The sequence below is a fragment of the Achromobacter spanius genome, assembly GCF_029637605.1.
GTDB classification, from domain to species: domain Bacteria; phylum Pseudomonadota; class Gammaproteobacteria; order Burkholderiales; family Burkholderiaceae_B; genus Achromobacter; species Achromobacter spanius_E.
In genome coordinates this window covers 4,959,703-4,977,541 of the sequence record NZ_CP121261.1, presented here as the reverse complement: position 1 = coordinate 4,977,541, position 17,839 = coordinate 4,959,703, and the positions used below count along the sequence as shown (strand labels likewise).

19 protein-coding genes and 1 riboswitch are annotated in these 17,839 nt (G+C 66.3%); of the genes, 5 read left to right on the top strand and 14 right to left on the bottom strand.

All coding sequences use genetic code 11. The annotated features are described in order from the left end of the window. Positions 1-86: 86 nt before the first annotated feature. Positions 87-701 (bottom strand): methionine biosynthesis protein MetW, encoded by a 615-nt coding sequence (metW, locus tag P8T11_RS22200; protein WP_268079995.1) that lies wholly within the window; start codon positions 699-701, stop codon positions 87-89. After that, positions 698-1,972, bottom strand: a complete 1,275-nt coding sequence (gene metX / locus P8T11_RS22195; RefSeq protein ID WP_268079997.1) for a homoserine O-succinyltransferase MetX — start codon at positions 1,970-1,972, stop codon at positions 698-700. The genes metW and metX overlap by 4 nt, the downstream gene beginning before the upstream one ends. Continuing rightward, positions 1,962-2,043, bottom strand: a riboswitch (SAM riboswitch). Its footprint overlaps the gene before it by 11 nt. Before the next feature lie 134 nt (positions 2,044-2,177). Between metX and P8T11_RS22190 the strand changes: the two genes are divergently transcribed. Beyond that, the gene (locus P8T11_RS22190) at positions 2,178-3,185 is read left to right on the top strand and encodes an Ldh family oxidoreductase (protein ID WP_268079998.1); all 1,008 of its coding nucleotides are present in this window, start codon (positions 2,178-2,180) and stop codon (positions 3,183-3,185) included. Between the two features lie 8 nt (positions 3,186-3,193). Here P8T11_RS22190 and P8T11_RS22185 read toward each other — a convergent pair whose 3' ends face one another. After that, complete coding sequence (locus P8T11_RS22185; RefSeq protein WP_268079999.1) at positions 3,194-4,090, bottom strand: AEC family transporter; 897 nt, start codon at positions 4,088-4,090, stop codon at positions 3,194-3,196. 254 nt (positions 4,091-4,344) lie between these two features. On the opposite strand from P8T11_RS22185, the gene P8T11_RS22180 reads away from it, so the two are divergent. Next, complete coding sequence (locus P8T11_RS22180) at positions 4,345-4,590, top strand: helix-turn-helix domain-containing protein (RefSeq protein WP_268080000.1); 246 nt, start codon at positions 4,345-4,347, stop codon at positions 4,588-4,590. Here P8T11_RS22180 and P8T11_RS22175 read toward each other — a convergent pair. Beyond that, on the bottom strand, positions 4,580-5,221 hold the full coding sequence (locus tag P8T11_RS22175) for a hypothetical protein (protein ID WP_268080001.1): 642 nt from the start codon (positions 5,219-5,221) through the stop codon (positions 4,580-4,582). The two genes, P8T11_RS22180 and P8T11_RS22175, sit on opposite strands and share 11 nt — an antisense overlap. Before the next feature lie 57 nt (positions 5,222-5,278). Here P8T11_RS22175 and P8T11_RS22170 point away from each other — a divergent pair, with 57 nt between their 5' ends. From P8T11_RS22170 to P8T11_RS22160, 3 genes are all read left to right on the top strand, one after another. Beyond that, positions 5,279-6,172 carry an alpha/beta hydrolase gene (locus P8T11_RS22170; RefSeq protein WP_268080002.1) on the top strand — a complete coding sequence of 298 codons (894 nt, stop codon included), beginning with the start codon at positions 5,279-5,281 and terminating at the stop codon, positions 6,170-6,172. 32 nt (positions 6,173-6,204) lie between these two features. After that, complete coding sequence (gshA, locus tag P8T11_RS22165) at positions 6,205-7,776, top strand: glutamate--cysteine ligase (RefSeq protein WP_268080003.1); 1,572 nt, start codon at positions 6,205-6,207, stop codon at positions 7,774-7,776. A gap of 97 nt (positions 7,777-7,873) precedes the next feature. Then, on the top strand, positions 7,874-8,392 hold the full coding sequence (locus tag P8T11_RS22160; RefSeq protein WP_268080004.1) for a lipocalin family protein: 519 nt from the start codon (positions 7,874-7,876) through the stop codon (positions 8,390-8,392). 76 nt (positions 8,393-8,468) lie between these two features. Here the strand turns inward: P8T11_RS22160 and P8T11_RS22155 are convergent, their stop codons facing one another. The 10 genes from P8T11_RS22155 to P8T11_RS22110 form a co-directional block, all read right to left on the bottom strand. Beyond that, on the bottom strand, positions 8,469-9,413 hold the full coding sequence (locus P8T11_RS22155; protein WP_268080005.1) for a succinylglutamate desuccinylase/aspartoacylase domain-containing protein: 945 nt from the start codon (positions 9,411-9,413) through the stop codon (positions 8,469-8,471). Between the two features lie 51 nt (positions 9,414-9,464). Next, entirely contained in the window at positions 9,465-10,457 is a 993-nt protein-coding gene (locus tag P8T11_RS22150) for a Bug family tripartite tricarboxylate transporter substrate binding protein (RefSeq protein WP_268080006.1), read from the bottom strand. A gap of 155 nt (positions 10,458-10,612) precedes the next feature. Beyond that, complete coding sequence (locus P8T11_RS22145) at positions 10,613-11,527, bottom strand: LysR family transcriptional regulator (protein WP_268080007.1); 915 nt, start codon at positions 11,525-11,527, stop codon at positions 10,613-10,615. Between the two features lie 25 nt (positions 11,528-11,552). Then, on the bottom strand, positions 11,553-12,437 hold the full coding sequence (locus P8T11_RS22140; protein ID WP_259252860.1) for an alpha/beta hydrolase: 885 nt from the start codon (positions 12,435-12,437) through the stop codon (positions 11,553-11,555). Further along, positions 12,430-13,191, bottom strand: a complete 762-nt coding sequence (locus tag P8T11_RS22135) for a GntR family transcriptional regulator (RefSeq protein WP_326494528.1) — start codon at positions 13,189-13,191, stop codon at positions 12,430-12,432. The genes P8T11_RS22140 and P8T11_RS22135 overlap by 8 nt, the downstream gene beginning before the upstream one ends. A 108-nt stretch (positions 13,192-13,299) precedes the next feature. Beyond that, positions 13,300-13,992: an ABC transporter ATP-binding protein gene (locus P8T11_RS22130; RefSeq protein ID WP_268080009.1), complete on the bottom strand. Its 693-nt coding sequence runs from the start codon at positions 13,990-13,992 to the stop codon at positions 13,300-13,302. Then, on the bottom strand, positions 13,979-14,749 hold the full coding sequence (locus P8T11_RS22125) for an ABC transporter ATP-binding protein (RefSeq protein ID WP_268080010.1): 771 nt from the start codon (positions 14,747-14,749) through the stop codon (positions 13,979-13,981). The genes P8T11_RS22130 and P8T11_RS22125 overlap by 14 nt, the downstream gene beginning before the upstream one ends. Beyond that, the gene (locus P8T11_RS22120; protein ID WP_268080011.1) at positions 14,739-15,725 is read right to left on the bottom strand and encodes a branched-chain amino acid ABC transporter permease; all 987 of its coding nucleotides are present in this window, start codon (positions 15,723-15,725) and stop codon (positions 14,739-14,741) included. The genes P8T11_RS22125 and P8T11_RS22120 overlap by 11 nt, the downstream gene beginning before the upstream one ends. Beyond that, positions 15,722-16,636, bottom strand: a complete 915-nt coding sequence (locus P8T11_RS22115; RefSeq protein ID WP_050449136.1) for a branched-chain amino acid ABC transporter permease — start codon at positions 16,634-16,636, stop codon at positions 15,722-15,724. Before P8T11_RS22115 ends, P8T11_RS22120 begins: the two co-directional genes overlap by 4 nt. Continuing rightward, positions 16,633-17,826 carry an ABC transporter substrate-binding protein gene (locus P8T11_RS22110; RefSeq protein WP_268080012.1) on the bottom strand — a complete coding sequence of 398 codons (1,194 nt, stop codon included), beginning with the start codon at positions 17,824-17,826 and terminating at the stop codon, positions 16,633-16,635. The genes P8T11_RS22115 and P8T11_RS22110 overlap by 4 nt, the downstream gene beginning before the upstream one ends. Positions 17,827-17,839 lie beyond the last annotated feature (13 nt).

The following is a 17,839-nucleotide window of genomic DNA, read 5'->3' as shown; positions in this document are numbered from 1 at the left end:
GCGTGGTGCAACAGGCGTTGCGCCACGGGCTTGCGGCATTTTAGGGCCTGTTCAGCCGCGCCGACAGGAGGATCGGTGTCGGAATGTCAGGGGGTGGCGAAACGGTACACCGCCAGCGTGCTGCGCCAGCTTGGGAACAGCTTGACCTCGTGGCCTTCGTTGAAGGTGGCGCGTTCAAGAATGCGCAGCTTCAGCTCGTCGGCCAATTGCTCGAAATCGCGCAGCGTGCACAGGTGGATGTTCGGCGTGTTGTACCACTGGTAAGGCATCTGGCCAGTGACCGGCATGCGCCCGCGCAGGATGGCCCAGCCATGCGGCCAGTAGCCGAAGTTGGGAAACGACACGATGCCGTGGCGGGCCACGCGCGCCATCTCGCGCAGGATGTGCTCGGTGCGATGCATGGACTGCAAGGTCTGCGACAGCACCACGGTGTCGAACTGCTTGTCGTCGAACAGCGCCAGCCCGTCTTCCAGGTTTTGCTGAATCACCTCGACCCCGCGCCGCACGCAAGCGATGACGCAGGTGTCGTCCAGTTCGACACCCGCGCCGCGCACCTGGCGATGGTCGCGCAGGTGCGCCAGCAGCGCGCCGTCGCCACAGCCCAGGTCCAGTACGCGGCTGCCGGGCTCGATCCAGCCGGCGATGCGCGCCAGGTCGGGCCGCAGCGCGCTATGGGCATAGCGGGGGGTGACAGGAGTCATTCGGAGCGTCCTTCGGTCTGCGCGGCGCCAGCGGCCAGGCCAAGCTCGCGCGCGATACGTTCGTAGTAGCCACGCACCACGGCGTGGTAGCGCGCGTCTTCCAGCAGGAAGGCGTCGTGCCCATGCGGCGCGTCGATTTCGGCGTAGGTCACGGGGCTGGCGTTCTTCAACAGCGCGCGCACGATTTCGCGCGAGCGTTCCGGCGGAAAGCGCCAATCGGTGGAAAACGACACCAGCAGGAAGTCGGCCTTGGCCGGCGCCAGCGCGCGCGCCAGGTCACCGCCCGTGGTGCGGGCCGGATCGAAATAATCCAGCGCGCGCGTGATCAGCAGATAGGTATTGGCGTCGAAATAGCGAGTGAACTTTTCGCCCTGGTAGCGCAGGTACGACTCCACTTCGAATTCGACGTCGTAGCCGTAGTGGTAGGCGCCGTTCTCGGCCGGCGCGCGTTGGGCACGGCCGAATTTTTCGGCCATGTCGTCGTCGGACAGATACGTGATGTGGCCGATCATGCGTGCCACCGACAGGCCCCGGCGCGGCACGGTGTCTTGCGCGTAGTAGTCGCCGCCGTGGAAATCCGGGTCGGTGATGATGGCGCGGCGCGCCACTTCGTTAAAGCCGATGTTCTGCGCCGACAAGCGCGGCGTGCTGGCGATGACCACGCAGTTGGCCACACGGTCGGGCAAGGTGATGGCCCAGCTAAGCGCTTGCATGCCGCCCAGCGATCCGCCCATCACGGCCGCGAAGCGCTCGATGCCGAAGTGGTCGGCCACGCGGGCCTGGGCGCGCACCCAGTCTTCCACCGTCAACACGGGGAACGCGGCGCCCCAGGGTTTGCCGGTGGCCGGGTTGATGCTTGCCGGGCCGGTCGAACCAAAGCACGAGCCCAGGTTGTTGACGCCGATCACAAAGAAAATATTGGTGTCCACCGGCTTGCCGGGGCCCACCATGTTGTCCCACCAGCCCACGTCGCTGGGGTTGTCGGCCGCTTGCCCCGCAACGTGGTGCGAAGCGTTCAGCGCGTGGCAGATCAAGACCGCGTTGCTGCGCTGGGCATTGAGCGTGCCGTAGGTTTCCACGGCCAGCTCGTAGGCAGCCAGGGACTGGCCGCTGAGCAAAGGCAGCGGCTCATCGAAGCGGATGAAGGTAGGTGCGACCAGGCCGACGGAACCGGGATCAACGGTGTCGGAAGTCGTGACGGTGGCGGGGACGAACCCGTTGGCCGGATCAGCGGCCAGATCACCGGCCAAATGTTGGGCAGGAGTGGTCATACGGACCTCTTTAGCTGGATTTATTGGAAGGCGCCCGCAAGCGGATCAGGCAAATCGGCGCCGAAATATGGGTAATGCATGGGTACAGCGAAAAGAATTCTAGCACTGCTTGCGGATGCTGCAGCCGCCGCGGGCTGGTGGGACAATCGCGTTTACCGGCGGCGCCCGCTCTACTTGAGGCGCGCGCTCTCCTGACAGGAAGGCTATGGCTCACATCTATCTGGACGAACTGCAACACCTGGCGGCCGCCGCGCTGGCCGCCGCCGGCGCCAACCCGACCATGGCTGACAGCACCGCCCGCGCGCTGGTTTTTGCGGAAAGCCAGGGCATCAGTTCGCACGGCCTGTCGCGCGTGCCGTTCTATGCCGGGCACCTGCGCGCGGGCCGCGCCATTGGTTCAGCCGTGCCACGCATCGTGCACGAACGCGGCGGCGCGGCGCTGATCGATGCGGGCTCGGGCCTGGCGTTTCCCGCCTGCGCAATGGCGGTCGAACAGGCCGCGCTGCGCGCCCATGAACACGGCATCGCCTTCATTGGCGTGGCCAACAGCCACCATTTCGGCGAAGCCGCCTACCACCTTGAAGCGCTGGCGGACGCCGGACTGGTGGCGCTGGCCCTGAGCAATTCCCCCGCCGCCATGCCCGCCTGGGGCGGCAAGCGCCCGCTGTTCGGCACCAACCCCATCGCGGCGGTCTTTCCGCGCCGCAACGGCGCAAGGCTGGTGATCGACATGTCGCTGTCGCAGGTGGCGCGCGGCAAGCTGATGATCGCCGCGCGCGACAATCAGCCCATTCCCCTGGGCTGGGCGCTGGACGCCGACGGCCAGCCCACCACCGACCCCAAGGCCGGCCTGGCTGGCAGCATGTTGCCGGCGGGCGGCGTCAAGGGCGCCATGCTGGCGTTGATTGTCGAGCTGCTGGCGTGCGCGCTGACGGGTGCGCACTTCGGCTTCGAAACAGAATCGTTCTTTGTTGACGCTGGCGGCCCCGCACGCTTGGGACAGGCGTTCATGGCGATCGACCCCGGCGCGCTGGCCGGCAACAACGCCTACCTGGAGCGCGTTGAAACGCTGGTGGACGCCATGCTGGTAGACGACGGAGTGCGCCTGCCCGGCGACCGCCGCCGCAAGCTGCGCGACGCCGCCATCAAACACGGCGTGGACATCCCCGACGCGCTGATGGCGCAGCTGCGCGACATGGCCGGGGCGGCCTGACGCGGCCGCTACGCCCCGTGCGTGAACCACAACATCAGCGGCGCCAGCAGCAGAAACACCACTGTCGACACCAGCACCGCGCCCGCCGCGGTGTCGCCCATCGTCGTGTAGCGCTTGGCATACATATAGCTGACCACGGCGCAGGGCATGGCCATCTGCAAGGTCAGCGCGCCGCCCAGCACGGGTTCCAGGTCCAACGCCCACACCACGGCCAGCCCTGCCCCCAGGCCCACCACCAGCCGGATCGCCGCCACCTTGGCGCCGTCACGCAGGCCATTGGACGGGATCAGCGCCAACGCATGGCCCAGGCTCAGCAGCATCAGCGGCACGGTGACCGCGCCCAGCATGCGGGCCGTTTCAATCAGCCATTCGGGCACCGGAATGTGCAACAGGCGCATCGCCACCGCCACCACCGAGGCCAGCAAGATAGGGCTTTTCCAACTGCCCTTGGTGTTGACGCCGGGCAGCAGCCGCACGGCCACCGTATGCATGACGAACGAGTTCACCGCAAAAAACGCCACCGCCACCGACAGGCCCGCGTCGCCAAACGCCAGTTGCGAAATCGGCAGCCCCAGGTTGCCGGCATTCGGCAGGCACGCCGTGGGCAGCAACGTAAGCACGGGCAGCTTCCAGACCTTGAGCAGCAGCGCGCCGATCAAGGCGCACAGCAGCAGGGCCAACAGCGTGGCGGCCGCCACGTCGGCCAGCGCGCGGTCATCGAGCTGGGTCGTGACAAAGGTGTGGAACACCAGGGCGGGCGTGGTCACCGAGGTCACCAGCGTGGTGATGAACGCGCCGCCAAAGGGGATATCGCGCTTGCCCCAGAACACCCCGATGCCCACGCAGGACAGCAAGGGCAGCATCAGCACGATGGCTGACAGGTAGAACTGAGCGATGGCCAACATACAACTATTCCGTGAAAGATAAGAGGATCAATTCGCCAAGGCATCAATGCTTGCGCGCTGATCGGGGCGGCCGCAGCATGCAGCAACTTCAACGACGGGGCGTTTTGCCCCCAGCCGCCATGACCGCCTCCCGCCGCCTGTCCCCGCTTTCGCGTTCATCCGCATTCCCGCGATCATCCGCTTTTCAGCGTTTGTGCGCGTTCCGCCCAGAGCTTGCCCAGGGCGGCGGGCCGTTGTCGGCCTTGGGGCCACCCATGGCGCCGCAGTCGTCGCTGTCGGCGCTGCCCGCCCCGAAAGCGCTGTCAGACCGCCAGGCCATGTGCCTGTTCTGGTCAGCGGCGGGCAAGACCAGTTGGGAAACCAGCCGCATCCTGGGCGTCAGTGAAAGCACCGTGAATTTCCACCTGCGCAATGCCTGCGCCAAACTAGGCGTCCGGGGCCGACGGGCCGCCGTGGTCGCGGCGCTGCGCCAAGGGCTGCTGGACACCGTCATTGCGTGACGGGGCTGGTGGGTGCTGGGCTACCGGCAGAACTGCCGGCAGGGTTGACCGGCTGGCTGGGCTGATTGGGCTGGCTGGGCTGGCCCGGTTTTCCGGGCTTGATCACCACTGACCGCAGGAATTCCCGCGCGCGTTCCGGCGGCAGGCTTTCCGTTGTGCCGGCGGCCACCGCTTCGATCAGCATCGTGTCGGTCACCCAGACCCTGGCCTGCAGCCATCCCGGCTTGCCCATGGCCTTGCCGTGTACCTCGATGTCCTGCCCGTAGGCCGGCCATTGTGTCGGTGGCGGCGCCTGCATGTTGATGTACAAGGACTGCATCAGCGCCATGCCCAGCGCCCGCCTGGCAGCCGGGTCCGCCGCCATCTCGGGCGGCAGCGGCGCCGACCCGATCGCGAACACGGCTTCGCCCACGGTTGCGGTGGACAGGGTAAAACGCAAGGTGTGGGTATCCAGGCGCAGGTCGCGGCTGTCGGTGGACACGCGGTCCGGGAATGCCGCGCGCACATGGCCATCGGCCACGTCGACTTCCCGCCAGTTGTAACGGGGCGAGCAAGCGGCCACCAGCAAAGCCAACCCCACAATCAGGCCGGCTTTCTTGAACATGAAACGAAACAGCGATGAAATCGTCATTACCGTGACCCGACGGCCCATTCATTTCCAGGAAGGCTGAAATTGTCGCCGATTTCCATGACCCCAGCGCCCGACGGCACCCCCTTGGCCAACTATCTTTGGCCCGCCGCCCCTAATGTGCCCGCCCCCATCACCGGCCCCGGCACCCCCAGCGTCTACCTGATGCATGGGCTGAGCGAACACGCCGGCCGCTACGACCGCCTGGCCCGCTGGCTGGCCGCCCGTGGCTGGACCGTGGGCGCGCATGACCACCGCGGCCATGGGCGTTCGGGCGGCCCGCCCGCCACCCTGAGCCACCAGGACGATCTGCTCCACGATGCCGTGGACCGCCTGCGGGCCTGGACCCAGGCCCAGGGCCGCCCGCCCATCTTGCTGGGCCACAGTCTGGGTGCGCTGGTGGCCGTACGCATCGCCCTGCGCCGCATGGCCGAACTGGACGCGCTGGTCCTGAGCTCACCGCCCTTTGTCGTCAACGTGCCTCTTTGGGTACGTCGCACGCTGACCTGGATGTCGCTGCACGCGCCGGACCTGCGCGTGCCCCACGGCTTGGCGCCCGCCCGGATCTCGCACGACCGGGCCGTCGTGAAAGCCTACCGGTCCGACCCCTTGGTGCGGCGGCGCATGACGGGCCGGCTGGCCCGCTTCGTGGATGAAAACGGCCGCGAGTCCCTGCGCGAAGCCGGCCTGCTGCCCTGCCGCACCCTGCTGATGGTGGCGGGGGACGACTCCATCGTCGCCGCCGAGGGCAGCCGCCAATTTGCCCAGCGCGCGCCCGCCGAGTTGCTGACCCTGCGCTGGTACGACACCGCCTGGCACGAGATCTTCAATGAAACGGCCCCTATTTCTGATCCGGTTTATGCTGACCTGGACGAATGGCTGGCGCGCACGGCGCAGGCATTGTCCCTGCCCCCTGTATTGACTCCCTCGGCACAGGAGGCCGGCACCCCGTAAAATCCCGCGACAGACCCCAACGAGAAGAATCCGTGACTGATACCGCCGCCAACCGCCTCTCCCGCCTAGAGGCCAACCGCTCGCTGCTGACCCAGACGCTGCGAGGCATCGAAAAAGAAGGCCTGCGCGTGGACGAGCAGGGCATTTTGTCCCGCACGCCCCACCCCGCCGGCCTGGGTTCGGCGCTGACCAATGAACACGTCACCACCGATTACTCCGAATCGCTGCTGGAACTGATCACGGGCACGCACACCGACGTGGATGCGCTGCTGGCCGAGCTCACCAACACCCACCGCCACGTATACAGCGTGCTGGACCACGAGCTGATCTGGAACCAGTCCATGCCCGCCACGCTGCCCGCCGAAGCGGACATTCCCATCGCGTGGTATGGCAAATCCAACACGGGCATGCTCAAGCATGTGTATCGCCGCGGGCTTGCCGAACGCTATGGCAAGACGATGCAATGCATTGCCGGCGTGCATTACAACTTCTCGCTGCCGGAAGATTTGTGGTCGGTGCTGGACACGCAGGCCGGGTCCGCGCAAGACCGCCGTTCGCGCGGCTATATCAGCCTGATCCGCAACTTCACGCGCTATTCCTGGCTGCTGATGTACCTGTTTGGCGCGGCCCCCGCGCTGGCCAGCGACTTCCTGCGCGGCCAGGACCACCCGCTGCAACGCCTGGGTGACCACACGCTCTACCTGCCCTACGCCACCAGCCTGCGCATGAGCGATCTTGGCTACCAGAACAAGGCGCAGTCGCAGCTCAAGCTTTGCTACAACGACCTGGACACGTTCCTGGGCCGCCTGTACGACGCCGTGACAAAACCCTGGCCCGATTACGAAAAGATCGGCACGCAGCGCAACGGCGAATGGATCCAGCTCAACACCAACGTGCTGCAGATCGAAAACGAGTACTACTCCAGCATCCGGCCCAAGCGCGCCACGGGCCGCTGCGAACGCCCCATCACCGCGCTCGCGGAACGCGGCGTGCAGTACGTGGAAGTTCGCTGCCTGGATATCGACCCGGAATCGCCCGTGGGTATCGATGCCAGCACGAGCCGCTTCGTGGACGCCTTCCTGCTGTTCTGCGCCGCGTCGGACAGCCCCTTCTTTCCCGCCAACGGCTACTGTCAGCGCAGCGCCGACAATTTTTCCACGGTGGTCAAAGAAGGCCGCAAGCCCGGCCTGGAGCTGGACCGCGACGGCCAGGCCGTGGCGTTGCCGCAGTGGGGCAACGACCTTCTGGACCAGATCGCCCCCTACGCCGCGTTGTTCGATTCGGCCCTGGGCGGCAGCGCCTACGCGGACGCGCTGGCCGCGCAACGGGTCAAGCTGGATCAGCCCGACGCCACCCCGTCGGCGCGCTTGCTGGAAGCTCTGACGCAAAGCGGCCTGTCGTTCCACGACTACTCGCTGGCGCAAAGCGCCAAGCACGCCGACACACTGCGTGCGCAGGCACTGCCCGCGGACCTGGCCACGGCCTATGAACAGGCGGCGGTGAAGTCAGCGCAAGAACAGCAGCGCCTGGAGGAATCGGACACGGTGGACTTCGCCACCTACGTGGCCCGCTACCACGAAGCCCTGAAGGCTCCGCGAAAATAGGGCGTATCGTTAGGGTTTGCGTTCACGGCGCGCGCGTCCAACAGGCAAGCGCGCGCCGTGGCCCAATCCCTTATCCGTTAATCCGGAGGTTTTTTACATGCGCCGCACCGCAACATTCCTGATGGCTCTGGCCGCCAGCGTGGGCATCGCCCATGCCGCACCGCCGCCCATGAAGACCGTGGACTCGGTGGACCTGAAACGCTACGCCGGCATGTGGTACGAAATCGCGAATTTCCCCATGTTCTTCCAGCGCAACTGCGTGGGCGACACCACCGCCGAATACATCGCGAATGCCGATGGCACCATCGGTGTGAACAATCGCTGCCGCACGAAGGACGGCGACATCGATTCCGCGTCCGGCACCGCCACCGTCGTGGAAGGCAGCAACAACGCCAAGCTGGAAGTCACTTTCTTCAAGCCGTTCAAGGGCGACTACTGGGTCATTGGCCTGGACCCCGACTACCGCTGGTCCGTAGTGGGCACGCCTGATCGCAAGTACTTGTGGATATTGTCGCGCTCGCCGCAATTGCCCAAGGAAGAATTGGACAAGGCCCTGGCTGCCGCCAAGGCCCAGGGCTACGAGCTGGAAGAGCTGCGGTACACGCCGCAGAAATAACGCCGGGGTTCGGCGCGTGGCTTTCGCGTGGGGGTTCAGCCCCCGCGCGATCAGCCTGCGTAACCAACCCGCGCAATCAGCCCGCGTAGTCGCGCGCCAACCGCACCACCGTCACGCCTGGCTTCAACTGCCGCAACGACGGCATGATCAGCGTGCAGTTGTCGTAAGGCGTCACGATCGGCTGGCCGTCTGCCCAGCCGATCACCGAACCGGCCTGCTCCAACGTTTCCAGGCCCGTCCACGGCTGCGCGAACGTCACATCCATCGACGGCGCGACCACGGCGTCGGTCACTTCCAGCACGCGCTGTGCCGCCGGATCGGGCAGCCGCCAGCCGGCCGGCACGTCGGCCACGTCCAGCACTCCCGACTCCACCAGCATGCGGGCCACCATGTCGCGGGCGACATCGCGCGAGGCCAGCTCGCCATGGAAACCGCATTCGATCAGCAAGGCGCAGGCGTCTTCACGCGCGGCGTCGCCGAACTGCGCGAAGTCACGCATCCGCACGCCGTCCTTGTGCCCCGCGTCCACGATCACGTGCTGCGGCGCTTTCAGCCGACGCGCCAGTGCAATGTTGCGCGGCAGTACGCCGGTCAGCAGCAAGGGCGCGCCCGGCTCGTGCATGGAATGCAGGTCCAGCAACCAATCCGCGCGCTGCACCCAGGGGCGCAGTTCAGCGCCGCGCTGGCGGTCGGGCGTCGTAGGGTTGTCCAGACGCTCGGCGCTCCAGACGCGGTTCATGTCTTCGGCCACGAAACGCGATGCGTCATGGTTGGCGTGGTCGAAGCGGTCGAACGCATTCAGGTTGCAAAAGGCCAGCGTCAGGCTGCCACGGCGCGGCTTGACGCCGGCCGCCAGCAGGTCCTTCAACGCCCAGGCGCCGCACAGCTCGTTGCCATGCACCAGCGCGGTCACCATCAGCGCCCGCCCCGGCACGCCCGAATCAAAATGCCAGACACCCGGCGTGTCGGTGTTGCCGGCGCGCTCGGCGCTTAGGTCGGGAAGGGGTAGCTTGAATTCCATGGTGTGATCCGCTTTTTTTCGGTATGGCAATAGCTTGGTTTTGCGCCTGTTTTATTGCGCTTCGATCTTGGCGGCCTTGACCAGCGCGCCGTACTTCTTCGTTTCTTCAACCTGGTAGGCCGCCAGATCCACGCCTGGCTTGGCGATTTCACCGCCCGCATCCTGCAGCTTGCCGCGGAACTGGTCTGACTTCAGCGCCTCGTCCAGCGCGCCGCGCAGCTTGGCGATCACCGGCTCCGGCAAGCCGGCCGGGCCATACAGCGCGAACCACAGGTTGATGTCGACGGATTCAAAGCCCGGGGTGGCGGCCAGCGGCGCGATTTCGGGTGCGGCCGGCGAACGCTTGTTCTCGGTCAGGCCCAGCGCCACGATGTTGCCGCTGCGCACTTGCGGCAGGCCCGAGGACAGCACCAGCACACCGAAGTCCAGTTGGCCGCTCATCAGGTCCGTGACCAGCGGCGACACGCCACGGTAAGGCACGTGTTCGGCGCGCGTACCGGTGGCCCGATTGATCATTTCGCCGGCCAGGTGCAAGGTGGTGCCCACGCCGGACGAGCCGTAATTGAACGTGCCCGCTTCCGCGCCGCGCAGCTTCTGCAAGTATTCGGCCGCCGTCTTGACGCCGGAATTCTTGCTGGCGGCCAGCAGCATCGGCTGCGACGCCACCAGGCCCAAGGGCGTGAACTCCTTGGCGCTGTCGTACTTCACCGCGGTGTTGATCATGCGGGCAATCACCATTTCATTGGTCGAGCCCAGCAAAAGCGTGTAACCGTCGGGTGCCGCGCGCGCCACACGCTGGGCACCAATGGTGCCGCCGGCGCCGCCCACGTTTTCAACTACCACGGTCTGGCCCAGTTGCTTGCCCAGCTCTTCGCCCAACAGGCGCGCGGTCAGGTCTACACTGCCGCCTGCCGGGTAGCCGACAACCAGCGAGATGCTGCGGGCGGGATAGTCGGCAGCGAAGGCGGCCGGCGCGGCCGCTACAGCCGAGGCCGCACCGAAAGCAACAAGCGCTGCGCGCAGCGGATGAAGGTGTGATTTCATGTTTTCTTCCTTGGGGACTAGGATGGACGGCGTTGCCGTCTCGTTGAAGGTATAGGTTCGTATTTTCACGGGCCTCATACCCCTGGGCCGTGCCGAAATAGCACATCTTCGTGCTAATTCAGCCTGAGCCAAGCCCGCCAAGGTGGCGGTGCACATCAGACTTTACGGTTCGCGGTGGCCTCCCAGGCGGCCTCCGCCAGGTCCGTCAAACGGGAGCGCGGACGGTACAAACGCACCTCGAAAGCGATCTCTTCACTGCGGCCGCCCAGCGCCGCCAACGCGCCGCGACGGCAATCCGCCGCCACCATGGACCACGGCAACCACGCCACGCCCAGGCCCTTGGCGACCGCGCCGTGCGCCGCGTCCAGCGAATCGCTGCGCACGAACGGCGTCAGCGCATACGGCGTGGTTTCCAGGCGATCGCCCACGATGCGCTCCATCGCCAGGCCGCCCGTGTAGGTGATCAGCGGCACCGGCTGGCCGCCGTCTTGCAGCGTATATCGGATACGGCCGCGCGCATCCACCTGGCTTACGGGCACCAGTTTGTCAGTGGCCAGCGTCATGTAGCGGTAGCGCGCCGGGCTCAAGGGCACGGACAAGGCCGGATGCTCGTAGCAGCACAGCAGGTCCACCTTGCCTTGCTCCAGACGCACCACCAGGTCTTCCGTCTGAGCGGTCGACAACTCCACCTGCGTGCCGTCGGTCAGCACTTTGGGCGTGCGGTGCCGCAAGCGCGCAATCCAGTCCGCCACCAGCGTGCGCGCCAGGCTGCGGCCGGTGGCGATGCGCAACACGGCTTCGCCGCCCGGGCCCGAACTGCTAATGCGATGGCGCACCAGCCCCATCTGCTCGACCACCTGCGTGGCCGTCCTGAGCAGCGCCTCGCCTTCCGGGGTCAGCGTCACGGGCAGGTGCTGGCGTTCGACCAGCGGTGCGCCCGCCCAGGCTTCCAGCGCGCGGATGCGCCGCCCGAACGCGGGATGCGTCACGTGGCGCAGTTCGGCGGCGCGCACGAAACTGCCCGTGCGCGCCAGCGCGATCAGGTCTTCCAGGAGTTTCAGATCAGCCATGCGCGGCGGCCATCAAGGCTGGCCCTCAGCGGGCGGCCAGCCCCATCATCGCCAGCGTGGCCCGGGTCAGCGCGCTGTCCGGGTCTTCCAGCTCGTTGACCAGGTCAAAGTGATTGCAGTGCGGCGTGGGAATGCGGGTGGACGCCAGGCCCGCCGCGTTCCAGGCCGCCTCAAACGCCGACGTCTGGTTCTTGAAGCCCTGTGTCTCCAGCCCGCCCACGGCCAGCAACATGGGGCCGGCGCGCTCGGGCAGATTGAAGATGGGGCTTTGATGCGCGGCCTGCTCCGGCGTCAGGCGCAGCCAGGTGTTGGGCAGGATGTCGCACAGCGGACGCAAATCGAACAGGCCGGACAAGGCCAGCGTGCCCTTGATGATGTCGTCCGGCACGCCATAGCGCGCGGGCCAGCCGGGTGCCGCCAGCATGCCGGCCAGGTGGCCGCCGGCCGAGCTGCCGCTCACGTAGATCCGTTCGGGGTCCACGCCGTAGGCCGCCACGTTCTGGTACAGCCAGGCCACGGCGGAACGCACTTCGCGCACCACTTCACCCAGCGTGGCTTCGGGCACCAGCGTGTATTCCAGCGTGGCCACCGCCGCGCCAGCCGCATTGAAGGCCTCGGCCATCACGGGCGCGTCTTCCTTGCGTTGCGCGCGCCAGTAGCCGCCATGGATGAACACGAACAGCGGCGCGGGTGCGTGCGACGCCGCGGGCAGGAACAGGTCCAGCCGCTCGTCCTGGCCCATGCCGTAACGCAGGTCCAGCACGCCGGGGCGGCGCGAGCGCACCCGCGCCGACGACTCCGCGTAGCGGCGCACGCAGGCGTCAAAGTCGGCCACGGATTCGCGCGCGTTGTATTGAACATCGCGTTCGGCAATGGAGGAAAAGAAAAGATCGATCTCGGCGTTATGCATGTCGTGCCTGGGTGTCGGGCTGTGAAATGATGCGTTCGATGAATTGCGCGGTCTTGCGGTAGTGCGCGGCCAGCATGGCCACGGAACGTTCGGCGTCGCGCGAGATCGCCGCGTCCAGCAGTTGGCGGTGTTCGTCGTCCACGTTGCGTTCCGGCCCATAGGCCGTGGCGCCCGCGCGCGCGGGGCGGCGGTAGCGCTCGGTTTGCGCGTACAGCTGCGTGGACAGGTCCAACAGCCAATGCGAGCGGCAGGCGCCAATCAGCGCGTGATGGAAATCCAGGTGGCGGGCCTCCAGCAAATCTTCCAGTTCATCGGACGGGGCTGACGCTACGCTCGCGCGCTGCGCCGCCAGCGTCAGCGCGTGATAGGCGCCGACCAGCCGCGCTTCCCAAGCGTCGTCCGCATTCGCCAGCGACCGGCGCAAGGCATCGCAGTCGATCAGGATGCGGGTTTCACAGGCGTCCCACATTTCCTCGACCGACAAGGGCGCGATGCTGAAACCGCGCGACGTGGTGTTCACCACCATGCGTTCGCTGCGCAGGCGGTTGAGCGCTTCGCGGATCGGCGAAAAACTGCTGCCGTAGCGCTGCTTCAACAATTCCAGCCGCAGCGACTGGCCCGGTGCGAAGACCCCGCTCATGATGTCGCGCCGAAGCAGGCGGTAAACCTGCTCCGACAGCGTGATGTCTTCCACGTCAGCGTTCCCGGCCGATCCGGAATCGTCCTGGCGGGAAGCTTTGATTCTTGGCTTCAACATGCTCTCCAGATGTCAGCGGCGTGTCCGCTGATCCGCGCACAGGCGGCCCATTCTACCCGCGCCCATGGGCGGCGCGGGCAGGTGTGGCGCTTAGGCGTGGCGGCCCTATATTCCCAGATACCGCTGCGCCAATTCGGGTTGGGCGGACAGCTCGGCGGGCTTGCCCGACCAGGCCACGCGGCCCTTGTCCACGATGTAGTGCCTGTCGACCAGCGTGGCCATCTCGGGCAGGTTCTTGTCGATGACCAGAATGGTCTGGCCCTCGGCCTTCAGCGACCGCAGGCAACGCCAGATCTCCTGGCGGATCAATGGCGCCAGCCCTTCGGTGGCTTCGTCCAGGATCAGCAGTTTGGGGTTGGTCATCAGCGCGCGGCCCACCACCAGCATCTGCTGCTCGCCGCCCGACAAGGTGCGTGACGACTGCGCGCGGCGCTCTTTCAGGCGCGGGAACAGCGTGTAGACGCGCTCCAGGTCCCAGCCGCCCGCGGCCGCTCGTGCCGTCGCCACCAGGTTTTCCTGCACCGTCAGCGAGCCAAACACGCGCCGCCCTTCCGGCACCAACCCCACGCCCAGGCGCGCCACCGTGCTGGGCGCGGACCGGCCCAGCGTCTGCCCCCGGAACTGCACCGCGCCGCCGGTGGCGGGCAGCATGCCCATCAAGGTCTTGACCGTGGTGGTCTTGCCCATGCCGTTGCGGCCAATCAGCGAAATCACCTCGCCCTCGCTGGCCTCGAACGACATGCCGAACAGCACCTTGCTGGATCCGTAACCGCCCGTCAGGCCGTCAACCTTCAACATGTTCTTCTCCCAGGTAGGCCGCGCGCACTTCCGGATGGCGGCGCACCTCGTCCGGTGTGCCGCTGAACACCACGCGGCCATAGACCAGCACACTGATGCGGTCGGCCAGCGCGAAGACGGCGTCCATATCGTGCTCAACCAGCAGCACCGCGTAATCGCCCTTCATGCCTTGCAGCAGGCGCGTCATGCGCGCCGATTCCTCGGGCCCCATGCCGGCCATGGGCTCATCCAGCAGCAACAGGCGCGGCTCGCGCGCCAGCGCCACCGCCAGTTCCAGTTGCCGCCGTTCGCCGTGCGCCAGATCGGCCGACCGCACATGGCGGCGCTCAGCCAGGCCCACATGCGTCAACCACTGCATGGCCTCGGCCTTCAGGCCGGTGTCGCGGCGCGGATCGGACCAGGCGCCAAACGCGGGCCCGTCCTTCAGCATGCGCGACAGGATCACGTTTTCCAGCGCGGTGAATTCGTGGCAAAGCTCGGTGATCTGGAAGGAACGCCCCAGGCCCAGCCGTGCCCGCTCGAACGCGCGCAGCCCGGTCACATCCTGCCCGTCCAGATGGATGGTGCCGGAGTCTGGCCGGATCTCACCGCAAATCTGCGCAATCAGCGTGGACTTGCCCGCGCCATTGGGGCCGATGATGGCGTGAATTTCGCCGGCCCGCACATCCAGGTCCACCCCATTGGTGGCCACCACCGCGTCAAAGGTCTTGCGCAACTGCGTCAGCCGCAACAGGCTTGCTTGCGTGTCAGTCGGCATGGCGCGTCTCCAGCAATTTGCCGAACAAGCCCTTCTGGCCCCACAGCACCACCAGCACCAGAATCGGCCCCATGTACAGCAGCCAATGCTCGGTCAAGGACGACAGCATCTGCTCCAGGCCCAGGAAGACCGCCGCGCCTGCAATCGGCCCCAGCAAGGTGCCCACGCCGCCCAGGATGACAATCGCCATCAGCTCGCCGGACTTGGTCCACGCCGCCATGTCGGGCGTCACCAGCCCCGCATAGTTGGCCCACAGCACGCCCGCCAGTCCGGTGCCCACGGCCGACAGCACGAACGCGCTCAGGCGGTACGGCGTGGGCGCCACACCCAGGTTCAGCGCGCGCCGCTCGCTTTGGCGCAACGCCTGCAGCACCATGCCAAAGCGCGAATTGGTGATGCGGATGCACAGCAGCGTCCACGCCGTCAGCAGCGCCAGGCACACGTAATAGAACACCATGGGGCTTTCCAGATTGAGGCCCGGCAACTCGTTGCGCTGCGTAATCATCAGCCCGTCGTCGCCGCCATAGAACTGCAGCGACACCAGGATGAAATACACCATCTGCCCAAAGGCCAGCGTAATCATGATGAACTGCACACCGCGCGTGCGCAGCGCCAGGTAACCGAAGACCCAGCCCGCCAGCGCGCACACGGCCAGCGCAATGGGCCACACCACCAGCGCGGCATTGCTGCCGGCCCAGCCAAAGATGGGCCCTGCCTCGGCCGTGTGAAAGGCAATGATGCCTACCGCGTAGCCACCCAGGCCGAAGAACATGGCGTGGCCAAAGCTGACCATGGCGCCGTAGCCGATCACCAGGTCCAGGCTGACCGCGGCCAGCCCATAGATAAGAAAGCGCGTCACCACGCCGATCAGGAACGGCGAACCCGAGGCCAGCGCGGCGGCCGGCAGCAGGATCAATACCACCAGGCCGGCCAAGCCCCAGCGGGCGCGATTCGAAAGTGTCTTTGCCATCATCATCCTCGCGCCGGAAACAAGCCGCCCGGCTTGGCGATCAGCACAATCGCCATCAACACATAAATGCTGGCCGACGCCATGCCGGCGGCCAGCGGGTCCGCCGTGGCGGGCGAGAACATCGTGGACAGCAACTGCGGCAGGAAAGCACGGCCCAGGCTGTCGACCATGCCCACCAACAAGGCGCCCGCCAAGGCGCCGCGCACCGAGCCGACCCCGCCAATCACAATGACCACAAAGGTGGTGATCAAGATGCGTTCGCCCATGCCGATTTCCACCGCCAGCAGCGGCGCGGCCATCACGCCGGCCAAGCCGCACAGCAACGCGCCCAGCCCGAACACCAGCGTGTAGAGCTTGCGGATATCCACGCCCAAGGCGTCCACCATTTCACGGTCATCCGCGCCCGCGCGGATCAGCATGCCGATGCGCGTGCGGTTCACCAGCCACCACAAGCCCACCGCCACCAAGGCGCCAATGGCGATGAACGACAGGCGGATCAAGGGATACTGAAAGCCAGGCGCCAGCGTCACCGCGCCTTCCAGGAACGACGGGATGCTGACCAGCGGCGGACGCCGGCCAAAGATCAGGCTGACGGCCTCGTTCGAAAACAGCAGCAGGCCGAAAGTGGCCAGCACCTGGTACAGGTGATCGCGCTTGTACAGCTTGCGTATCACCAGCACTTCGACGGATATGCCGTACAGCCCCGCCCCCAGCAGCGCCGCCAGCACGCCCGCCAGGAACGAGCCCGTGGTGCCGATGGCATAGGCCGCGCAGTACGCGCCCACCATGTAGAACGAGCCATGCGTCAGGTTGACCACGCCCATGATGCCGAAGATCAGCGTGAGTCCGGCCGCCAGCATGAACAGCATGGCGCCGAACTGCAGCCCGTTAAGCAGTTGTTCGAACAGCAGCGTCATGATGGCATCTTGCAGAATTGGGCGTAGGCGTCCTTGTCGTCAGACACCAGTTTGCGAACCAGATGCGGCACCAGGCCGCCCGAGCTGTCCTTGTCGATACGCATCAGGTACAGATCCTGAATGGGATGCTGATTGGTGTTCATGCTGAAATTGCCGCGCAAGGACGTGAAGCCGGGCTTGCGCAGCGCCGCGCGGAATTCAGCTGCCTTGGACAGATCGCCACCCGTGGCCTTCAAACCCACGCCGATCAACTGCGCGGTGTCGTAAGCCTGCATCGCGTAGTCGGTGGGCACACGGCCATAGGCTTCCTTGAAGGCTTTGACGAAGGCCTGCGACTGCGGGTTGTTGAAGTCTTGCGACCAGATGCCCGTGGTGTAGGAACCCAAGGAGGCATCGCCCGTGGCCTGGATCATGCGTGCGTCCATCGAGAAGCTGGGCATCAGCATGGGGATGCTTTTATTCAAGCCCGCCGCCGCATACTGCTTGACGAAGTTGATGCCGGTGCCGCCCGGATGAAACTGGTAGATGGCTTCGGGCGCCAGCGAACGCAGACGCGCCAGTTCCACGGAGAAGTCAGACTGGTCGAGCTTGGTGTAGATCTCGGCCACCACCTCGCCCTTATAGGTGCGCTTGAACCCTTCGATGGCGTCGCGGCCGGCCTGGTAGTTGGGCGCCAGCAGCACCACGCGCTTGTAGCCCAATTCATTGGCCGCCACGCCGCCCGCCGTGTGAAAGGCGTCGTTCTGATAGGACGCCACGAAATAGTTGGGGTCGCACTTTTCGCCCGCGAAGTTCGACGGACCCGGATTCAGGCTCACATAGAACGCGCCCGACTTCACCACGCCCGGCACCACGGCGGCCAGCACGTTGGAGAAGTTCACCCCGGTAAAGAGCTTCACGCCGGATTGCACCAGACGGTCGGCCGCCTGCTTGGCGTTGGCGGGCTTCAAGCCGTCGTCTTCGATAACCAGTTGCACGGGCACGCCGCCCAGCTTGCCGCCGCCTTCCTTGATGGCCAGGTTGAAGGCATCGCGTTCGTCTTCGCCGATGTAGCCGGCCGGCGTGGACAAGGTGGCGATGAAGCCGATCTTGACGGGCTCGGCGGCGCGCGCGGCGCCCATCGCAACCGCCGCGACCAGCGCGACGGACAACGCGGCGGCCACGCCGCCCAGTTTCTGTTTCTTGATCATGTTTTCCCCTTGA